13 protein-coding genes are annotated in these 15,873 nt (G+C 72.4%); 8 read left to right on the forward strand and 5 right to left on the reverse strand.

All coding sequences use genetic code 11. The features are described from left to right. Positions 1–2: 2 nt before the first annotated feature. Complete coding sequence (locus ACIB24_RS09605; RefSeq protein WP_398278688.1) at positions 3–1,004, reverse strand: TIGR03557 family F420-dependent LLM class oxidoreductase; 1,002 nt, start codon at positions 1,002–1,004, stop codon at positions 3–5. Positions 1,005–1,104: 100 nt separating this feature from the next. Between ACIB24_RS09605 and ACIB24_RS09610 the strand changes: the two genes are divergently transcribed. Together ACIB24_RS09610 and ACIB24_RS09615 are read left to right on the forward strand one after the other, a co-directional pair. After that, positions 1,105–1,710 carry a TIGR03086 family metal-binding protein gene (locus ACIB24_RS09610; RefSeq protein WP_398278691.1) on the forward strand — a complete coding sequence of 202 codons (606 nt, stop codon included), beginning with the start codon at positions 1,105–1,107 and terminating at the stop codon, positions 1,708–1,710. Next, entirely contained in the window at positions 1,698–2,057 is a 360-nt protein-coding gene (locus ACIB24_RS09615) for a nuclear transport factor 2 family protein (protein WP_398278694.1), read from the forward strand. Before ACIB24_RS09610 ends, ACIB24_RS09615 begins: the two co-directional genes overlap by 13 nt. Here the strand turns inward: ACIB24_RS09615 and panB are convergent, their stop codons facing one another. Together panB and ACIB24_RS09625 are read right to left on the reverse strand one after the other, a co-directional pair. After that, positions 2,058–2,924 carry a 3-methyl-2-oxobutanoate hydroxymethyltransferase gene (gene panB, locus ACIB24_RS09620; protein ID WP_398278697.1) on the reverse strand — a complete coding sequence of 289 codons (867 nt, stop codon included), beginning with the start codon at positions 2,922–2,924 and terminating at the stop codon, positions 2,058–2,060. Positions 2,925–2,937: 13 nt separating this feature from the next. Next, positions 2,938–4,722, reverse strand: coding sequence for an NAD+ synthase (locus tag ACIB24_RS09625; protein WP_398278699.1), 1,785 nt, complete (start codon positions 4,720–4,722; stop codon positions 2,938–2,940). 120 nt (positions 4,723–4,842) lie between these two features. Between ACIB24_RS09625 and ACIB24_RS09630 the strand changes: the two genes are divergently transcribed. The 6 genes from ACIB24_RS09630 to glnII all read left to right on the forward strand — a co-directional run bounded on the left by ACIB24_RS09630 (position 4,843) and on the right by glnII (position 14,016). Continuing rightward, positions 4,843–6,180 carry a glutamine synthetase family protein gene (locus ACIB24_RS09630; RefSeq protein ID WP_398278702.1) on the forward strand — a complete coding sequence of 446 codons (1,338 nt, stop codon included), beginning with the start codon at positions 4,843–4,845 and terminating at the stop codon, positions 6,178–6,180. After that, complete coding sequence (locus ACIB24_RS09635; RefSeq protein ID WP_398278705.1) at positions 6,177–6,911, forward strand: type 1 glutamine amidotransferase; 735 nt, start codon at positions 6,177–6,179, stop codon at positions 6,909–6,911. Before ACIB24_RS09630 ends, ACIB24_RS09635 begins: the two co-directional genes overlap by 4 nt. After that, positions 6,908–10,081, forward strand: a complete 3,174-nt coding sequence (locus tag ACIB24_RS09640) for a bifunctional [glutamine synthetase] adenylyltransferase/[glutamine synthetase]-adenylyl-L-tyrosine phosphorylase (protein ID WP_398278708.1) — start codon at positions 6,908–6,910, stop codon at positions 10,079–10,081. Before ACIB24_RS09635 ends, ACIB24_RS09640 begins: the two co-directional genes overlap by 4 nt. Before the next feature lie 18 nt (positions 10,082–10,099). Further along, complete coding sequence (locus tag ACIB24_RS09645) at positions 10,100–11,191, forward strand: SLC13 family permease (protein WP_398278711.1); 1,092 nt, start codon at positions 10,100–10,102, stop codon at positions 11,189–11,191. Positions 11,192–11,255: 64 nt separating this feature from the next. Further along, on the forward strand, positions 11,256–12,887 hold the full coding sequence (locus tag ACIB24_RS09650) for a DHA2 family efflux MFS transporter permease subunit (RefSeq protein WP_398278714.1): 1,632 nt from the start codon (positions 11,256–11,258) through the stop codon (positions 12,885–12,887). A gap of 97 nt (positions 12,888–12,984) precedes the next feature. Next, complete coding sequence (gene glnII, locus ACIB24_RS09655; protein WP_398278717.1) at positions 12,985–14,016, forward strand: glutamine synthetase GlnII; 1,032 nt, start codon at positions 12,985–12,987, stop codon at positions 14,014–14,016. A 151-nt stretch (positions 14,017–14,167) separates the two neighbouring features. Here glnII and ACIB24_RS09660 read toward each other — a convergent pair whose 3' ends face one another. Both ACIB24_RS09660 and ACIB24_RS09665 read right to left on the reverse strand, forming a co-directional pair. Further along, complete coding sequence (locus ACIB24_RS09660; protein WP_398278720.1) at positions 14,168–14,596, reverse strand: hypothetical protein; 429 nt, start codon at positions 14,594–14,596, stop codon at positions 14,168–14,170. Between the two features lie 128 nt (positions 14,597–14,724). Next, positions 14,725–15,723: a hypothetical protein gene (locus ACIB24_RS09665; RefSeq protein ID WP_398278723.1), complete on the reverse strand. Its 999-nt coding sequence runs from the start codon at positions 15,721–15,723 to the stop codon at positions 14,725–14,727. Between the last annotated feature and the right edge of the window lie 150 nt (positions 15,724–15,873).

Here is a 15,873-nt window from a genome sequence, read left to right on the forward strand (position 1 = left end):
CGCTATCGCTTGAGCTTCGGCAGCACCTCGCGGCCGAAGACCTCGATCCACTCCTTCTGGTTACGACCCACGTTGTGCAGGTAGATCCGGTCGAACCCGAGGTCGACGAACTTCTGGATGTAGGCCCGGTGCACGTCGGGATCGGAGTCGATGATCATCCGGCCCTCGTAGTCCTCCGGGCGCACGAGCGCGGCCATCGCGGCGAAGTCGTGCGGTGAGCGGATGTCGGCCTTGCCGAACTTCATGCCGCCGTTGGGCCACTCGGTCAGCGCGTTCTGCAGGGCCTCCTCATCGGTGGCCGCCCAGGACATGTGCAGCTGCAGCACCTTCGGCATCGTGTCCGGGTCCTTGCCGGCCTCGCGGGCGCCCTCGGCGAACCGCGCGAACAGTCCGTCGATCTTCTCCAGCGGCGCCCCGACGGTGATGATCCCGTCGGCGAACTTCCCCGTCTTCTTCGCGTTGATCGGGCCGGCGGTGGCGACCAGGATCGGGGGCGCCTGCTCGGGCATCGTCCACAACCGGGTCGACTCCATCTTGAAGTACTTCCCGTCGTGCTTGACGTCCTTACCCTCGAGGCTGGCCGTGAACAGCTTGTTGATCACCTCGATGGCCTCCCACATGCGCAGGCTGCGCTCACCGGCCTCCGGCCAGTACTGGGGCACGATGTGCTCGTTCAGCGCCTCGCCGGTGCCCAGCCCCAGCCACGATCGGCCGGGGTACATGGCCTCCTGGGTGGCGGCGGCCTGGGCCACGATCGCCGGGTGGAACCGGAAGCTCGGGCAGGTCACGCCCGGGCCCATGTCGCCCGCGGTGCGCTCGCCGACCGCCGCCAGCACCGACCACACGAACGAGGCGTTGCCCTGCTGCGGCACCCACGGCTGGAAGTGGTCGGCCGCCATGCAGCCGGAGAACCCGTGCTGCTCGGCCAGGGCCGTGTAGCCGACGACCTCCTGCGGGTCGAACTGCTCCAGCATCGCCGCGTAACCGATCGTCAGGTCGCTCATGGGCTGAAACTACCTCGCAGGCCGGGGCGCCGCAGGGGTGGCCCGCGGCCCCTGACAGGTTCTAGCGTTCCGGTGTCCGGTTCTCTCCAGGAGGCGCCCGATGACGACGCGCACCGCGGCCGACCTGCTGCTGGCCGCCATGGACCTGTTTGGGGCCACCCTCGGGCAGGTCGAGACCGACGCCGACTGGTGGCGCCCCACGCCCTGCGCCGACTGGGACGTCCGGGAGCTGGTCAACCACGTGGTGGTCGAGAACCTCTGGGTGCCGCCACTTTTCGAGGGGCGGGCGATCGAGGAGGTCGGGGACGCGCTGGACGGCGACCAGCTGGGGGACGACGCCCGCGCGGCCTGGTCGGCCGCCTCGGCCGCCGCCCGGGTCGCGATCGGCGCCCCAGGGGCGATGGAGCGCACCGTGCAGCTGTCCTTCGGGCGGACCCCGGCGCACGAGTACGCGATGCAGCTGTTCGCCGACCACCTCGTGCACGCCTGGGACCTCGGGGCGGCGCTCGGCCACCCGCCGGAGCTGCCTGCCGATCTTGTGGCGGCCTGCGCGGCGTGGTTCGAGGACGAGGAGCGGGGGTACCGCGAGGCTGGGGTGATCGGCCCGCGACCGCAGCTGCCCGACGCCGTCGAAGGAGTCGAGGGGGCCGACGGCACCACCACCCTGCTGGCCATGTTCGGGAGGACCGCCTCATGGATGCCCTGACCGTGATCGACCGCTTCAACGCGGCGTTCGGGAAGCACGACGTCGACGCCGTGATGGCCCTGATGACCGCCGACTGCGTCTTCGAGAACACCGCCCCGCCCGACGGTCGCCGCTACACCGGGCAGGCCGAGGTGCGCGGCGCGTGGGAGGAGCTGTTCGCCGGGTCCCCGGGCGCCGTGTTCGACGCCGAGGAGGTCGTCGCGCTCGGCGAGCGGGTCGTCGTCCGGTGGGTCTACCGGTGGGGCGACGACGATTCAGCCGACCAGAACGCCCACGTGCGCGGCATCGACCTGTTCCGGGTCGAGGGCGACCTGGTCGCGGAGAAGCTCTCGTACGTCAAGGGATAGCTACTCCTCGAACGAGTGCTCCGGGGCGGGGAAGGTGCCGGCGCGGACGTCGTCGGCGTACTCGCTCGCGGCCCGCGTGAGTTCCGAGCGCAGGTCGGCGTAGCGCTTCACGAACCGGGGCGCCTTGCCGCCGCGCAGCCCGGCCATGTCCTGCCAGACGAGCACCTGCGCGTCGGTGTCGGGGCCGGCGCCGATGCCCACGGTGGGGATGTCCAGCGCCTTCGTGACCTGGGCGGCCACCGGGGCCGGGACCATCTCCAGCACGACGGCGAACGCCCCCGCGCCCTGCACGGTCAGCGCCTCCTCGACCAGCTTCTCGGCGGCGTCCCCCCGGCCCTGCACCCGGTACCCGCCCAGGGCGTGCTCGCTCTGCGGGGTGAACCCGAGGTGGGCCATCACCGGGACGCCGGCCCCGGTGATCAGCTCGATCGCGGGGGCCAACTGCCGGCCGCCCTCCAGCTTCACCGCGTGGGCCAGACCCTCCTTCAGCATCCGCACGGCCGAGGCCAGCGCCTGCTCGGGGGAGCCCTGGTAGCTGCCGAACGGCAGGTCGGCCACGACCAGCGCGCGCTGCGCGGCGGTCGAGACGGCGCGCACCAGCGGCAGCATCTCGTCCATCGTGACCGGCAGCGTGGTGCCGTAGCCGTACACGTTGTTGGCGGCCGAGTCCCCGACCAGCAGCACCGGGATGCCGGCGGCGTCGAAGATCTCCGCCGAGTACTGGTCGTAGGCGGTGAGCATGGCCCACTTCTCGCCGCGCTGCTTCAGCCCGTGCAGGTAGGGGATTCGTACCTTTTTGGGGGACGCCGGAGCGCTCGCCGGCTCGCGTCCCGGCCCGTGTCCGTACGGGGCAGTCACCTCGTCCATGAGCCCATCCTTCTCACGCCTCGTGTTCGCGCCACCGGGAGGTGATCGGCAGCCGGCGGTCCCGGCCGAAGGCCACGGGCGAGATCTTCGGGCCCGGCGGGTACTGCCGGCGCTTCCACTCGGCCCGGTCGACCAGGGTGACCACGCTGTCCACCACGGCCGGGTCGAACCCGGCGGCGATCAGCTCCGAACGCCCCTGGGCACCCTCGACGTAGGCCTCCAGCAGGGCGTCGAGCAGGTCGTACTCGGGCAGCGAGTCCTGGTCGACCTGCCCCGGCCGCAGCTCCGCGGACGGCGGCTTGGTGATGGCGTTCTCGGGTATCGGCGGGGTCTCGCCGCGCCGGACGGCCTCCTCGTTGCGCCACCGGGCCAGCGCCCAGACCAGGGTCTTCGGCACGTCCTTGAGCGGCCCGAACCCACCCGCGGCGTCGCCGTAGATCGTCGAGTAGCCGGTGGCCAGCTCCGACTTGTTGCCCGCCGTCAGGGCCAGGTGCCCCTCCTGGTTGGCCAGCCCCATCCAGACCATGCCCCGCACCCGGGCCTGCAGGTTCTCCTCGGCCACCCCGGTCAGCGCCACCTCACCGAGGAACGCGGAGACGATCGGCGCGATGGCGATGGTGCGCAAGTGCAGCCCGATGCGGTGGGCGAGGTCGGCGGCGTCCGACTTCGAGTGGTCGGAGGAGTACTCGCTGGGCAGCGAGACGCCGTAGACGTTCTCGGCCCCGATCGCGTCGGCGGCGATCGCGGCGACCAGCGAGGAGTCGATGCCGCCCGACAGGCCGAGCACGACCGAGCGGAAACCGTTCTTGCGCACGTAGTCCCGCAACGCCAGCGTGATCGCCGCGTAGACCTCCGCCAGGTCGTCCAGCGGGGGCGCGATCTCGCCGGGCCGGGCCTCGTACGGCGCCACCGGCTCGTCGTGCAGGACGACGTGCCGCACCACCGGCACGCTCGGCTCCTCCTGCGGGCGGGCGGCCGTGGGCGTGGTGGTCGCCTTGACGCCGTCGGTCGCCGCCGCCAGTTCCAGGTCGGTGACCAGCAGGTGCTCGACCATCTGCGGCGCCCGGGCCAGGACCTCGCCCGCCGTCGAGACCACCAGCGAGTCGCCGTCGAAGACCAGGTCGTCCTGCCCGCCGACCAGGTTCACGAACGCGACCGGACAGTCGGCCTGGGCGGCGCGCCGCGTGACCAGTTCCAGGCGGACGTCGTCCTTCAGCCGCTCGTACGGCGAGGCGTTGATCACCAGCAGCAGCCCGGCGTCCGAGTCCCGGGCGGCGGCCACCGGGCCGCCCTCCTGCCAGAGGTCCTCACAGATGGCCAGGGCGACGTCCACCCCGTGCACCCGGACGACGCTCAGCTCGCGACCGGGCACGAAGAACCGGTACTCGTCGAAGACCCCGTAGTTCGGCAGGTGGTGCTTGACCACCTTCTGGGCCACCTGGCCGCGGTGCACGACGGCGGCGGCGTTCTGCGGGCGGCCCTTGGGCACGCCGATCGGGCTGCCGGTCTGGTCGGCGGCGCGGTCCAGGTAGCCCAGGACCACGACCACCTCGCCGTAGCCGTCGGCCTCCAGGTCCTTGGCGAGGCGGGCCAGCGCCTCCCGGGAGGCCTCCACGAACGAGGCCCGCAGCGTGAGGTCCTCCACCGGGTACCCGGTGAGGGCCATCTCGGGGAAGGCGACCAGGTGGGCGCCCTGCGCCGCGGCCCGCGCCGTCCACGAGCGGATCAGCGCGGCGTTGGCCGCGACGTCCCCCACGGTGGTGTCCACCTGGGCCAGGGCGACGCGCAACTGAGGCATGCGAACAGAGTAAGAGGGGTACGTGACGCATACATCGCGACCATGGTCGTGCCGATGCCACCGGATGCGTCATCCTGGGCACGGAACCACGGGCGGCCGCACGGCCTACGAGAGGAAACGATGGACAGGCAGCAGGAGTTCGTCCTCCGGTCGATCGAGGAGCGGGACATCCGGTTCGTCCGGCTTTGGTTCACGGACATCCTGGGCAGCCTGAAATCCGTCGCCGTGGCCCCCGCCGAGCTGGAGGGCGCCTTCGCCGAGGGCATCGGGTTCGACGGGTCGGCCATCGAGGGCCTGGCCCGGGTGCACGAGGCGGACATGCTGCTCAAGCCCGACCCCTCGACCTTCCAGGTGCTCCCGTGGCGCGGTGAGCACCTCGGCACCGCCCGGATGTTCTGCGACGTCCTCACCCCCGACGGTGAGCCGGCCCTGATGGACCCGCGGCACGTCCTGAAGCGCGCGCTGAACAAGGCGGCCGAGCACGGGTTGACCTTCTACGCCCACCCCGAGATCGAGTTCTACCTGGTCAAGGACCCGATCCTGCCCGGGATCGAGCCGACCCCGGTCGACCAGGCCGGGTACTTCGACCACGTCCCGCGCGGCACCACGCACGACTTCCGCCGCGCCGCGATCGGCGTGCTGGAGAGCATGGGCATCAGCGTCGAGTTCAGCCACCACGAGGCCGGCCCCGGCCAGAACGAGATCGACCTGCGCTACGCCGACGCGCTCAGCACGGCCGACAACATCATGACCTTCCGCACGGTGATCAAGGAGGTGGCGCTCGAGCAGGGCCTCTACGCCACCTTCATGCCGAAGCCGATGAGCGCCCACCCCGGCTCCGGCATGCACACCCACTTCAGCCTGTTCGAGGGCGACCGCAACGTCTTCCACGAGGCGGGCGCCGAGTACCAGCTGTCCAAGACCGGCCGGCAGTTCATCGCCGGGCTGCTGAAGTACGCCGGTGAGGCCACCGCCATCACCAACCAGTGGGTGAACTCGTACAAGCGGCTGTGGGGCGGCGCCGAGGCCCCGGCCTACGTCTGCTGGGGCCACAACAACCGGTCCGCGCTGATCCGGGTGCCGATGTACAAGCCCGGCAAGGGTCAGTCGACCCGTATCGAGTACCGGGCGATCGACTCGGCGGCCAACCCGTACCTGACCTTCGCCGTCCTGCTCAGCGCCGGCCTGAAGGGCATCGAGGACGGCCTCGACCTGCCCGACGGCGCCGACGACAACGTCTGGAGCCTGACCGACGCCGAGCGCCGGGCGATGGGCATCACCCGGCTGCCGGAGAGCCTGGCCCAGGCCACGGCGGCGATGGAGGAGTCGGAGCTGGTCGCCGAGACCCTCGGCGAGGGCGTCTTCGACTACTTCCTGCGCAACAAGCGCCAGGAGTGGCACGACTACCGCCAGCAGGTCACGCCGTTCGAGCTGGACCGGTACCTGACCCAGCTGTGACCAGGCCGCTGCTCGTCGTCGAGCACGAGGCGGACGCGAGCCTCGACCTGATGGACCCGCCGCTGCGGGCGGCGAGTCCGGTCGTGGTCGTGCGCCCGTACCTCGGTGAGGCGCTGCCGGGCGTCGCCGACCTGACGGCCTTCGCAGGGCTGGTCGTCCTCGGCGGTGAAATGGCCGCCTGGGAGGACGAGCGTGCCCCGTGGCTACCGGCCACCCGCGCCCTGCTCGCCCAGGCCGTGCGGACGCAGCTGCCGACCCTCGGCATCTGCCTGGGCGCACAACTGCTCGCGCACGCCACGGGCGGGCGGGCGATGCGCGGGGACGACGGGCTCGAGGTGGGGGCCGTGCCGTTGCGGGTGCTGCCGGGGGCCGACGGCGACCCCGTCGTACCGGCCGCGGACTTCACCAGCCTCACGTACCACCGGGACGTCGTCGGCCGGCTCCCCGCGGACGCCGAGCTGCTGGTCACCGGCGACCGCTACCCCGTGCAGGCCTTCCGGGTCGGTGCCCGCGCCTGGGGGGTCCAGTACCACCCGGAGGTCTCGGTGCGGGCCTTCGAGCACTGGATGGACACCAGCGCGACCCTCGCCGACGAGGTGGGCGCCCGCGGCGGGGACGTCGCGCAGCTGCGGGCCGAGGTCGGGGCGGCGGACGGCGTCCAGGCCGAGCTGGCCACCGCGCACGCCATGGGCGTCGCCCAGGTGGCCGGCCGGCCCCAGGAGTCCGTGTGACCCCGGGGACGTCGGGTGCGGCCGGTGGCACGCCGCGGCAGGTCACGCTCGGCGGGCGGCTGGCGCGGTTCGGCTTCGCCGACCCGGGCCGGGCGGAGACCCTGCTGGCCGACCGGGCGTTCGCGGGACTGATCCCCACGGTGGACGACGTGCTGGCCGGGAACGGACCGCGCGGCGCCCAGGGCCTGCTGGCCGCGGTCGCCGACGCCGCCGACCCCGATCTGGCCCTGCTGGGACTCCTCCGCCTGCTCGAATCCCTTACGGCGGCAGCGGGTTCCGAGTCGTCCATGAACGCCCTGCGGGGTGAGCTGCTGGGTGAGGACACGCCTGTCCGGCGGCGACTACTCGCCGTCCTCGGGACGTCGGCCGCGCTGGCCGACCACCTGGCCCGCCATCCGCGACACTGGGAGGTGCTGGCCGAACCCGACCCCGAGCTGCCCCCCGAGATCGTCGACGAGGCCCGCGCGGACCGTTTGCGGGCCGAACTGCTGGTCGCCGTCGGTGCGGACCCCGCCGACGCCGAACCGGTGGCGCGACCCACCCCGCGCGAGCCGACGCCGTCCGGCGCGGCCCCCGGGTGGACGCGCGGAGATGCGTTGCGGGTCGCCTACTACCGGCGTCTGCTCGCGCTGGCCGGGCGCGACCTGTCGCACCCGGAGCCGGTCTCGATCGTGCCCGACGTGGCCGCCGAGCTGGCCGACCTGGCCGCCGCCGCGCTCGAGGCCGCCCTGGCGTTGGCCCGTGCCGATCTCGCGCCCGGCGCCGCACCCTGCCGGCTCGCCGTGATCGGGATGGGCAAGTGCGGGGGCCGCGAGCTGAACTACGTCAGCGACGTCGACGTCATCTACGTGGCGGAACCCGGTGTGCTGGAGGACGGTTCGCCGGCCGACGAGCAGGCCGCACTGCGCACGGGCGCCCAGCTCGCGTCCCGGCTGGCCCAGATCTGCGGTGCCGTGACCGCGCAGGGCACGCTGTGGCCGGTGGACGCCGGGCTGCGCCCCGAGGGCAAGCAGGGCCCGCTCGTGCGGACCGTGGCCAGCCACCTCGCCTACTACGGGCGGTGGGCGCAGACCTGGGAGTTCCAGGCGCTGCTGAAGGCCCGGATCGTGGCGGGCGACCGGGAGCTCGGCCGGCGGTACCTGGCCGGGGTCACCGAACTCGTGTGGGTGGCCTCGGAGCGGGAGAACTTCGTCCCCGACGTGCAGGCGATGCGCCGCCGGGTCGAGCAGCACGCGGGGGTCAACGGCTCCGGGGCGGGCGCCGACCGGCAGCTCAAGCTCGGGCCCGGCGGGCTGCGCGACGTCGAGTTCTCCGTCCAGCTGCTGCAACTCGTGCACGGGCGGGCCGACCCGCGGGTGCGCACGGCCAACACGTGGATCGGCCTGGAGGCGCTCAGCACCTACGGGTACGTCGGCCGCGGCGACGCCAACGAGATGGACCAGGCGTACCGGTTCCTGCGCGCGCTGGAGCACCGGATCCAGCTGTACAAGCTGCACCGCTCGCACGTGGTGCCCTCCGGCATCGGCGACCTGCGCCGGCTGGGCCGCTCGTTCGGGTACCGGGCCAACCCGGCCGACGAGCTGACGAAGGCCTGGCGGGCGCGCGCCCGTGAGGTCCGGCGGTTGCACGAGAAGCTCTTCTACCGGCCGCTTCTCGCCGCGGCCGCCGCGCTGACCACCGACGAGGCCCGGCTGACGCCCGAGGCCGCACGGACCCGGCTGTCGGCGCTCGGCTACCGCGACCCGGCCGGCGCGATGCGCCACATCGCGGCCCTGACCACGGGGGTGAGCCGGCGGGCGCAGATGCAGCGGCAGCTGCTGCCGGTGATGCTCGGCTGGTTCGCCGACGGCGCCGACCCGGACGCCGGGCTGCTCGCCTTCCGCACACTGTCCGAGGCGCTCGGCGCGACCCACTGGTACCTCAAGATGTTGCGGGACAGCGGGGCCGCGGCGGAACGGCTCGCGCACGTGTTGTCGGCCAGCCAGCTGGTCACGGACCTGCTGGAGAAGGGGCCGGAGGCGGTCGCCCTGCTCGAGGCGGACGACGGGCTGACCCCGATCGGGCTCGACGCGATGATCACGTCGGTGCGGCGCGGGGCCGCCCGCTGGGCGGGCGACCCGTTCTCGGCCGGGATGGCGGCCCGGTCGGTGCGTCGCCGGGAACTGGTCCGCACGGCCATCGCGGACGTCGTCGGGCTGGCCGACGTCGAGGCCGTCGGGGCCGCGCTGTCGGACGCCTGGGTGGCCGCGATCGACGGGGCGCTCGTGGCCGCCTGCGACGTCGTCCGCGAGAAGACGAGAGCCGAGCTGCCGACGCTGATCTCGGTGGTCGCGTTGGGCCGGCTCGGCGGCCACGAGGTGAACTACGGCAGCGACGCAGACCTGATCTTCGTCAACCAGCCGTTACCCGGCGCGGGGGAGCAGGAGGCGCGCGACGCCGCGCTGCAGATCGTCGCCGAGCTGCGCCGGCTGCTGTCCACCACCGGACCCGAGCCGCCGCTGCCGGTCGACGTCGACCTGCGCCCCGAGGGCCGGCAGGGGGTGCTGGTCCGCACGCTCGACTCGTACCGGCAGTACTACGCGCGCTGGTCCTCCCCGTGGGAGGCGCAGGCGCTGACCCGGGCCCGTCCGGTGGCCGGCGACGCCGCGCTCGGCCGGGAGTACGTCGCGCTGATCGACCCGCTGCGCTGGCCGCTCGGCGGGCTGGACGACGGCGTCGTGCGGGAGATCCGCCGGATCAAGGCCCGGGTGGAGGCCGAACGGCTGCCCCGCGGCGCCGACCCGCACCGGCACCTGAAACTGGGCCGCGGCGGGCTCTCCGACGTCGAGTGGACCGTGCAGCTGCTGCAGCTGCAGCACGCCCACGCCGTCCCGGAACTGCAGGTGACCGGCACGCTGGCGGCGCTGCGGGCCGCCACCTCCGCCGGCCTGGTCGCCGCCGACGACGCCCGGGTCCTGGAGACCGCCTGGACGTTCGCCTCCCGGCTGCGCAACGCGATCATGCTGTGGCGCGGGCGGCCGTCCGACCTGCCACCGACGGATGTCCGGGGCCTGGACGGCGTGGCGCGGCTGGCGGGCTACCCGCCGCATTCGGCGGCGCGGATGGACGACGACTACCAGCGGGCCACCCGGCGCTGCCGGGCCGTCGTGGAGCGGGTGTTCTACAGCTGAGGACAGATGAGTGTCTGAATGAACGCTGACCTGTGGGAGCGCGTCCTGCCGCTGCTGGCCTTCCTGGCCACGGTCGTGGTGTTCGCCGAGCTGGTGGCCGAGGCGGAGGTCTTCGACGTCGTCGCGGCCCGGTTGGCGCGCGCGGCCCGCGGGCGCGTGCTGCGGCTGTTCGGGCTGTGCGTGCTGCTGGCCACGGCCACGACGGTGGCCCTGAACCTCGACACGACCGCCGTCCTGCTGACCCCCGTGCTGCTCGCCCTCGCGGCCCGGATCTCCCTACCCCCTCTGCCGTTCGCGATGACCACGGTCTGGCTGGCCAACACCGCGAGCCTGCTGCTGCCGGTCTCGAACCTGACGAACCTCCTGGCCATCGGTCGGCTCGACCTGTCGCCGCTGGCGTTCGCCGCGCGGATGGCGGCGCCCGCGTTCGCCGCGGTGGCCGTGACCGCCGTCCTGCTGTGGGTCCTGTTCTGGCGGCCGGTGCACGCGCGCACGCCGCGCTACGACGTGCCCGAGCCGCACGCGCCGTCCGACCCCGTGCTGACCGGGATCGCCGGTGCGACCGTCCTGGGGTTCCTGGTCGCCGTGCTGGCCGACGCGCCGCTGTGGGCCGCATCGGCGGTCTCGGCGCTGGTCGTGGCGGTGGCGTTCGCGGTGCGGCGACGCTCGGCGCTGGGTCCGTTCGGCGGGCTCGGCCTGGTGCCGTGGCCGGTGCTGGCGCTGGTGGCCGCGATGTTCGCCGTGGTCGGGTTCGCGACCGATCACGGGCTGTCCGGCGTCGTCGAGGCCCTGGTGGGGGACGACGGGTCGCCGTGGCGGGCCGCGGCGACCGGTCTGGGGTCGGCGAACCTGATCAACAACCTGCCCGCCTACCTGGCGGGGGAGTCGGCCCTGGGGCCCGGCTCGACGTCGGCCCTGCTCGCGCTGCTCATCGGGGTGAACGTCGGGCCGCTGATCACGCCCTGGGCCTCGCTGGCCACGCTGATCTGGTTCGGCCGCTGCCGCTCGGCCGGCGTCAGCGTGCCGAGGGGACGGTTCCTGCTGGCCGGTGCCCTCTTGGCGGTGACCGCGACGGCCGCCGCGACCGGTGCGCTCGTGCTCACGACGTGACGATCTTTAGCCCGCGCGAAGCATCGAGAGGAAACTGTCGGTGACCCGTGGTTGGGTCTAGCCCATGCGTACCTGGCACGGGAATCCCTGGGCGATCCTGCTGACCCTCTCGCTCGGGTTCTTCATGACCCTGCTCGACCTGACCATCGTCAACATCGCCATCCCGAGCATGATCGAGGGCCTCGACGCCTCGCTCGACGAGGTGCTGTGGGTGATCAACTCGTACGTGCTGGTGCTCGCCGTCCTGCTCATCACCGCGGGCCGGCTGGGCGACCTGCGCGGTCAGCGCACACTGTTCGCGGCCGGCGTCGCGCTGTTCACGCTGGCCAGCCTGGCCTGCGGGCTGGCGCCGAACGCCGCCCTGCTCATCGCCTTCCGCGCCCTCCAGGGGCTGGGGGCCGCCCTGCTGATGCCGCAGACCATGGCCATCATCGTGGCCACGTTCCCGGCCGAGCGGCGCGGCACCGCGATGGGCGTGTGGGGGTCCGTGGCCGGGCTGGCCACCGTGGCCGGCCCGACGCTGGGCGGCCTGCTGGTGACCGTGGCCGACTGGCGGTGGATCTTCTTCATCAACGTGCCCATCGGGGCCCTGGTCCTGTTCCTGACCTTCACGCTGATCCCCGACACCCGGCTGGAGCGCCGGCACAAGCTCGACCTGACCGGGGTCGCGCTGTCCACGGCGTCGCTGTTCTGCCTGACCTTCGCGCTGATCGAGGGTGAGCGGTTCTCCTGGGACGGGCGCATCTGGGGTCTCGTGGCGGGGTTCGCCGTCCTGCTCGTGGCGTTCCTGGTCCAGCAGGGCCGGCGGCAGCAGACCGAGCCGCTGGTCCCGTTCGCGCTGTTCCGCGACCGGAACTTCGCCTCGCTCAGCGCCGTCGGGGCCCTGGTCTCGGTCGGCATCATGGGCTTCTTCCTGCCGCTGACCATCTACCTGCAGTCGGTGCTGGGCTTCTCGGCCCTCGAGGCCGGGCTGGTGCTGGCACCCATGTCCCTGGTGTCGGTGGTCGTGGCCCCGTTCGCGGGGCAGTTGTCCGACCGGCTCAGCGGCAAGTACATCCTGATGGCCGGCCTGAGCGTCTTCGCCGTGGGCGGGGCCTGGCTGGTCGCGGCGGCCGGCGTCGACACCCACTGGCCGGTCTTCATGGCGCCCGCCGTCGTGATGGGCATCGGGATGGGCGGCATCTTCGCCCCGATGGCCACGGAGGCCATGCGCGGCGTCCCGCCGCAGCTGGCCGGGGCCGCCGCCGGGCTGAACAACACGATCCGTCAGGTCGGCTCAGTGATCGGCAGCGCCGCCGTCGGCGCCCTGTTGCAGGCCCAGCTGGTCTCCCACCTGCACGAGCAGGCGGTGGCGCGTGCGGCGGCGCTGCCACCGGCCGTCCGGGGCCGCTTCGTCCAGGGCTTCGCCGACGCGGCGTCGTCCGGGCTCGAGGTCGGGGGTGGTCAGGCCGGCGCCTCGAGCCAGGGGCTGCCGGCCGGGGTGGCGCAGCAGGTCCAGGCGGTGGCCGGGGAGGTCTTCCGGCACGGGTTCGTCGAGGCCCAGCGACCGACGATGGTGCTGCCGATCGCGGCGCTGTTCGTGGGGGCGGCGGTCTGCCTGGTGGTCCGTCGCCACGTGGGGGCCAAGGCACCCGGGGCCGGCCCGCAGGCTGACCCCGCGGCCGACGCCGTGCGAGCAGGGTCACAGGCTGCTTAACACAGACGTCACTACCAAGAAATCACCGCAGCGCAACTCGGGGTGAGCATCGTCGAGCACCTTTGCCAACGATGCTCACCGACCGAGGAGTCCGTTCATGCCGTATCAGGCTGAATACATCTGGATCGACGGCACCAAGCCGGATCCGATCATGCGTAGCAAGACCCGCATCGTGGCCGACGGCAAGGAGCCCGACATCTGGGGCTTCGACGGTTCGAGCACCAACCAGGCTCCGGGGGCCAACTCGGACTGCGTGCTGCGCCCGGTGTACACCGTGCCGGACCCGATCCGTAAGGGCGACAACATCCTCGTCCTGTGCGAGGTCGAGCTGACCGACTTCACCCCCCACCCGACGAACACCCGCTCCGGGTGCGTCGCCGCTGCGGAGAAGTACGCCGACCAGAGCCCGATGTTCGGCATCGAGCAGGAGTACACGTTCATGCAGAACGGCCGCCCCCTGGGCTGGCCCGAGAACGGTTACCCGGCCCCGCAGGGCCCGTACTACTGCGGCGTCGGCGGCGAGAAGATGGTCGGCCGCGAGATCATCGAGAAGCACACCCAGGCGTGCCTCGACGCGGGGCTGTCCATCGAGGGCACCAACGCCGAGGTCATGATGGGCCAGTGGGAGTTCCAGATCGGCGTCCTCCCGGCCCCGATGATCGGCGACCAGATGTGGATGGCCCGCTGGCTGCTGCACCGCATCGCCGAGGACTACGACGTCGTCGTCTCCTTCGCGGCCAAGCCGATGAAGGGCGACTGGAACGGCGCCGGTGCGCACACCAACTTCTCCACCAGCGCGACGATGGAGAGCTACGACGCCATCGTCACCGCCTGCGAGGCGCTGGGCCGCAACGCCCCGGCGCACGTGCGGGCCTACGGCTCGGGCATCGAGGACCGCCTGACCGGCGCCCACGAGACCGCGAGCTTCAAGAAGTTCAGCTGGGGCGCCTCGGACCGCGGCGCGTCGATCCGCATCCCGTGGGCCGTGGAGAAGGCCAAGAAGGGCTGGCTGGAGGACCGTCGTCCGAACGCCAACGTCGACCCGTACGTCGTGTCGATGATGATGATCAACACGTGCTGCTCCGCGCTCGCCGGCGAGGAGTCGCCCACCAGCTCCTGGGACGACTGAGAACTGAACGCCCCGGGGTGTGACGTCCGGGGGCAAAGAAGAAGGGCCCGCAGCCGATTCCGGCGGCTGCGGGCCCTTCTGCCGTTTTGTCGTGCTGTTCCGTGTGCTCCAGAAGGGACGGGTTGACGAGGTCTTGCTCGGACGGCGCGGCTCAGAAGGTCGCGGCGACCAGCGGGTCGGGCTCATCGATGACGTCGTGGATGACGTTGAGGACGATGTCGGCCAGGACCGGGTCCATGCTCGAGTTGCCGAAGTCGTCGGTCATCACGAACGGGCCGGCCATGCCCTTGGCGCGCCACGCCCGCTCGATCGCGGAGTGCGTGCCGCCCACGGCCTTGGCGTTGCCGACCACGGCCACCAGGTCCTCGTACTGGGCCGCACCCGGGGCCGCCTGGGCCACGAGCCGGATGTACTCGGTGCGCTTGGTGCCGTAGCCGCGCAGGAGTGCGATGACCTTCTGCCGGATCACGTCCGGGTCGAGGTTCGTCGCGGGGGTCTCGGTGAGCCGGTCGAAGATCGCCCGAGCCTGGGCGACGTCGACCGGGTTGTCGGGGTCGAAGGAGATCGTGATCGTGCTCATGAGTCGATGATGCACTCCATCTACGTAGATGGCAAGTGCTATCTAAGTAGATATCTACTTTGGCGATGACTCACTCTGGAAACATAAACGTAGTCCGAGCGTAACGCGGTGAGTCCACGAACCGATCGTCAGGCGCAGCCCACGAACTGCTTCAACGCCGGCCACCGTTCACCTACCCCGGGCACCTCCGGGGACACCAGGTAGGCGGCCGGGGCCTGCCGGCGCTCCGGGCCGGTGTCCGGGCCGGTGTCCGGGCCGGTGGGGGACAGCCAGAGCTCGCGGCCCTGATACCGGTATCCGCTGTCCCGGGCCGTGGCCGGGACCGGCACGGCAGCCGCGTAGGTCGACGACGTGTGCCCGGTGAACTGGCCCCGCACGTCGCGCACGTAATAGCCGAGCTCTCGACCGGGTCGTTGCCCGTCGCCGGGGTGGTCCGGGTCGTACAGGGTCAGGAAGGTGGCCTGCTGCCAGTCGCAGTGCTCGGCCCCCGGGAAGGAGTGAACGACGGTCAGCGGCACCCGGCGTCCGGCGGCGTCCGTCCAGACCTGCAGGTGCAGCGCGTCGGTGACCGCCGCGGGGAACTCCGACGGGTCGCACTGCGCCCACGCCTCCACCGCCCACCCGGACTTCCCGCGGTAGTCCAGCAACCCGTCGGCCACGACCACCGCGACCCTCGTGCGCCCCTCGACGTCGTAGGAGCGCAACTCGCGCCGAACCCCGGCGTCCAGCCCCGTGCGCTCCACCCGGTAGCCGGACGACGGCACGGGCCACCCCTGCACCGGCCAGTTCTGGAGCGCCGCCCAGTGCCCGAACGCCGCGTCCGCCGATCCGGACACCCGGTCCAGCCCGCCGTCCGGCAGTGACGTCGCGTCGCGGGAGAAGTCCCCGGCCCCACCGGCATACGGTCGCCCGTCGCACTCCAGCGCCCGTCCGGCGGCTCCGCTGCGCTTCGCCACCGTGGCCGGGTCCGCCGGCGACGTCGGCACGTACAGCGGTCCCGCGTAGGGCGCGGCAGCAGAGGTGACCACCGTCGAAGGGGACGGGCCGCCCCCTGGCGCGGACGCCGTCCCGCCGCACCCGCCCAGCCCGAGCGCCAGCCCCACCGCCACCCACCCCGTGATCCTCATGGGATTGGGACGCTGCGCAGTGGGCCAGGGTTCCCCGTTCGGCAAAACCCAGCGTCCTAGGTGTAACCGGCCATCAGGTTGGTGACACGACGCGGCTGATCGGGGGCTGGCCTCCGAGGGCGTGGTGACCTCGCTGAGTGTTGTACGTCT

It is taken from the genome of Spongisporangium articulatum (assembly GCF_044465595.1).
Classification (GTDB): Bacteria; Actinomycetota; Actinomycetes; order Actinomycetales; family Kineosporiaceae; genus Spongisporangium; species Spongisporangium articulatum.

What these genes read in the sequence shown, in the direction of transcription:
- ACIB24_RS09605 (WP_398278688.1), bottom strand. Translation starts at nt 1,004, where the DNA reads ATGAGCGACCTGACGATCGGTTACGCGGCGATGCTGGAGCAGTTCGAC.
- ACIB24_RS09610 (WP_398278691.1), top strand. Translation starts at nt 1,105, where the DNA reads ATGACGACGCGCACCGCGGCCGACCTGCTGCTGGCCGCCATGGACCTG.
- ACIB24_RS09615 (WP_398278694.1), top strand. Translation starts at nt 1,698, where the DNA reads ATGGATGCCCTGACCGTGATCGACCGCTTCAACGCGGCGTTCGGGAAG.
- panB (WP_398278697.1), bottom strand. Translation starts at nt 2,924, where the DNA reads ATGGACGAGGTGACTGCCCCGTACGGACACGGGCCGGGACGCGAGCCG.
- ACIB24_RS09625 (WP_398278699.1), bottom strand. Translation starts at nt 4,722, where the DNA reads ATGCCTCAGTTGCGCGTCGCCCTGGCCCAGGTGGACACCACCGTGGGG.
- ACIB24_RS09630 (WP_398278702.1), top strand. Translation starts at nt 4,843, where the DNA reads ATGGACAGGCAGCAGGAGTTCGTCCTCCGGTCGATCGAGGAGCGGGAC.
- ACIB24_RS09645 (WP_398278711.1), top strand. Translation starts at nt 10,100, where the DNA reads ATGAACGCTGACCTGTGGGAGCGCGTCCTGCCGCTGCTGGCCTTCCTG.
- ACIB24_RS09650 (WP_398278714.1), top strand. Translation starts at nt 11,256, where the DNA reads ATGCGTACCTGGCACGGGAATCCCTGGGCGATCCTGCTGACCCTCTCG.
- glnII (WP_398278717.1), top strand. Translation starts at nt 12,985, where the DNA reads ATGCCGTATCAGGCTGAATACATCTGGATCGACGGCACCAAGCCGGAT.
- ACIB24_RS09660 (WP_398278720.1), bottom strand. Translation starts at nt 14,596, where the DNA reads ATGAGCACGATCACGATCTCCTTCGACCCCGACAACCCGGTCGACGTC.
- ACIB24_RS09665 (WP_398278723.1), bottom strand. Translation starts at nt 15,723, where the DNA reads ATGAGGATCACGGGGTGGGTGGCGGTGGGGCTGGCGCTCGGGCTGGGC.